This is a genomic window from Methylobacterium sp. M6A4_1b, assembly GCF_053345175.1.
On the sequence record NZ_JBKEZQ010000072.1, the window covers coordinates 1 to 2,955 of the forward strand.

A 2,955-nucleotide genomic window follows, 5' to 3' on the forward strand; every position below is an offset into this window, starting at 1 on the left:
GAGATGCAAAAGCAAGCCGCCAACCCCGTTGGCCGCCCGCCGATGAACCGGGGTATACGGACCAAGCCCAAATACGTCAACACCCACGATCGGCGAAAACGCACGTGTCGCAGTTTCGTTCTCTTCCGGACGCGGCGTCGAATCCAGACGTGCGTCGAAATCGCGTCGCGACGGAGCTGAAGATCCCGTCCTGACCGCGTGACCTCGACACGTGCTCGCGCTCGCGTTTCACGTGCTTTTCGAGGATCTAGGACCTTCAGTCCCGAGCCAGGACAGAATGTCGGAGCGCTGCTGCACCGGAGAGGTCATCTCGTCACCTCCAGGTTGTGCGCCTGACCGCCTCTTTTCTCGTAAACCCTTGATTCCGTGGCCCTCTCAAAAGTGAACCCTCCCCCCTGTCTGGGGCAGCGGCCACGGCTTCAGGGGCTTGGCGGGAGGTCGGCAGGTCACCGCTTATCCCCCCGGGGACCTTGCTCCGAGGTTTCCAGCGCGCCAGCCAGGTCAACCAGACCGGCGATACGATCCGAACCACGTTGGTGAGGTTGGGACGATAGGGAACCCGCCGCTCCGTGATCGACACCAGGCCGAGGTTTCGGGCAATCCGCAGGGCCACGCGCGCCTTGGTCTGGCTCACACCGGACCGTGCTGCGATCTCGGGGATCGAGAGCGTGCATTGGCGGGCCGCCACGAACGCGTCGGCTACGACCTTGAGGACCGCCAGCTCCCCTGTGGTGAAGCGGCAGGCGAGCGTGGGCGGCAGGGGCCCGGAGGCGGCCAGGGTTCGCCGGCGTTCCAGGGAGCGGGCCCGGTCTGGTGCGCGCTGAGAACGCTTGGCCGGAAAATACGACCAGAGGCGCGGATCCTTGGCCAGATCCTTGCTCGAAGGTGCTCCCGAAGCTTCGGGAGCCGCCTCGGGAGGCCTCTGCGAGGAACCGACCGTGAGACATCCCAGGGAAACGGCGGAGGCCTGAGCGCGCGGTTTGCGACGGCCGTGGATGGCTTCGGCGAGGGCCTGGGCTTGGGCCTCGGTCAGGCTGCCTTCCCCGGCCCCGCGCCACACATCGCGGCTCAGGGCGTCCAGGGAGGCCAGGGGAACATGGTTAACGAGACTGAGCAGGTGGTCGAACGACATGGTGGTCCCTGGGTTGGGACCGCATCGGGCCAAGCGACATCGCCTCGAGAATGCACATTCTCGATTGACTCCTGAGAGGAGCTATGATGTGCTAAGGACATTCGGTGTTCCTTGGCACATCATACGATTTGACGGCCCTTCCGGTTTGGCGACCGGGGGGCCGTTGTCGTTTCAGGGTCCTACTGCGGTGAAGCGGCGGTTCCTTGATCGAATCCTCGGTCAAGCAAGCGACCGAGACCATGCATTCGGCATGCGCGGGCCTCTCCTGTCAAACCAGGGACTTGTGCCGTTACGCGGCAGCGTCCGGTCGATAGCTCACGCGCCTTCATGCCACCGGTTCATTCGGCCGGACCAGGGCGTTCCAGGCCGCCGAACGGACAAGGTCGACAGTCCGATCAGATAGCTCCTACGATAGAGCTGGAGCATCCTGTTGACTCCAAGCATTTGAAATATCGTAGGAATTCGTTCTATATGGGCAAATGGGTTTTTGCCCAAGAGATCAATTGGGCTTACGGGCTCTTGGGTTCACGGGTTCTTGGGGACTTGGACACTAGGGTGTCTGGGGATTTAGGCCCTTGAGGGTTTGGCCCCCCGGATCTCAAGGAGCCTTTCGATGGCGGTCATCAGCGTCTGCTCGACGAAGGGGGGAGTGGGGAAGACGACTCTCGTGATCTGCCTGGCCGATGCCTTCGCCCGGCAGGGGGGAAGCGTGGCCATCGTCGATGCCGACCCGAACGGGCATGTGGGCTCGTGGCGCGAGCGCGCTGGAACAGACTCCACCGTCGCGGTCATCTCGGGGGTGACGGAGACCGTCATTCTCGACCGCATCGCGGAGGCAGCGACGCAGTACGGGATCGTCCTGGTGGACCTCGAGGGCGCCGCCTCACAGGCCGTCACCTACGCGATCGCCGAGTCGGACCTCGTGCTGATCCCCACCAAGATCTCGGGGATGGACCTGCAGGAGGTGTTTCGGACCTACGAGGTGGTGCAGCGGGCCGAGCGGATGCTGCGCCGATCGATCCCGGCCCGGGTGGTCCTGACCCAGATGTCGCCCCTGCAGAGCCGTGTCGCCCAGCACGCCCGGGAGGAAATCCAGGGCGCCGGCATCCCGCTGCTGCGGACCGAGGTGATCCAGCGGGCCGCGTACCAGTCCATGCACTTCACGGGATCGACGCCGGCCGGGCCGGGAGGCGATCCGAAGGCCGCCGCCGAGGTGGGCGGTGTCCTGAACGAGCTCCTCGCCATTCTGGCCGGGCAGCAGGGAGCCTGACGATGAGCAAGCCTCCGTTCCTGCCCTCGCCCCGTCCACGGCCGCATACGAGTCCGGAGGATGCCCGGCAGCTGGCGGCCGCCACAAGGGACCTCGGCTTCACGCGGGCCTCGAGCGCCCCCCAGATGCCGCCGGCCGCGGCCCGGATCTTCGACGAGCCCCAGCCGGCCGAGGCTACCGAGAGCGTACCGGCAGCGCCCACGAAGGCCCGGGCTTCCACAAGGCGGCCCAAGGCAGCGGTTCTGAAGATCGAGGTGCCGGATCCCGTCTGGACGGCCCTGCGGCAGGAAGCCCTCGATCGCCGGGTGACCGTGAAGTACCTGGTCCTCGAGGCCCTGGCGGCCAAGGGCTACGCCTTCGACCTCTCCGCCATCCCGAAGGATGGGCGCCGCCTGCGCTAGGAGGTGTCCGCAGGGGTCTTGTCCGGACGATCGCTGTCCGCAGGGCCGATCCGAACCATGCGGACGCCTGTACGGTGGTTCGGCCGACGTCCACAGGACCATGGCCCAACGGACGCCGGATATGCATTGGAAGGTCCGAAACACAGAAAAGG

At 65.7% G+C, this 2,955-nt stretch carries 3 protein-coding genes; 2 read left to right on the plus strand and 1 reads right to left on the minus strand.

The window, feature by feature from the left end; genetic code table 11:
• Positions 1 to 313 precede the first annotated feature (313 nt).
• A complete protein-coding gene (locus ACLBWX_RS23035) occupies positions 314 to 1,132 on the minus strand; it encodes a hypothetical protein (RefSeq protein WP_447679224.1) in 819 nt (272 codons plus the stop codon).
• A 613-nt stretch (positions 1,133 to 1,745) separates the two neighbouring features.
• On the opposite strand from ACLBWX_RS23035, the gene ACLBWX_RS23040 reads away from it, so the two are divergent.
• The gene (locus tag ACLBWX_RS23040) at positions 1,746 to 2,402 is read left to right on the plus strand and encodes a nucleotide-binding protein (RefSeq protein WP_447679225.1); all 657 of its coding nucleotides are present in this window, start codon (positions 1,746 to 1,748) and stop codon (positions 2,400 to 2,402) included.
• A gap of 2 nt (positions 2,403 to 2,404) precedes the next feature.
• Positions 2,405 to 2,803: a hypothetical protein gene (locus ACLBWX_RS23045; protein WP_447679226.1), complete on the plus strand. Its 399-nt coding sequence runs from the start codon at positions 2,405 to 2,407 to the stop codon at positions 2,801 to 2,803.
• The last annotated feature ends 152 nt before the right edge of the window (positions 2,804 to 2,955 follow it).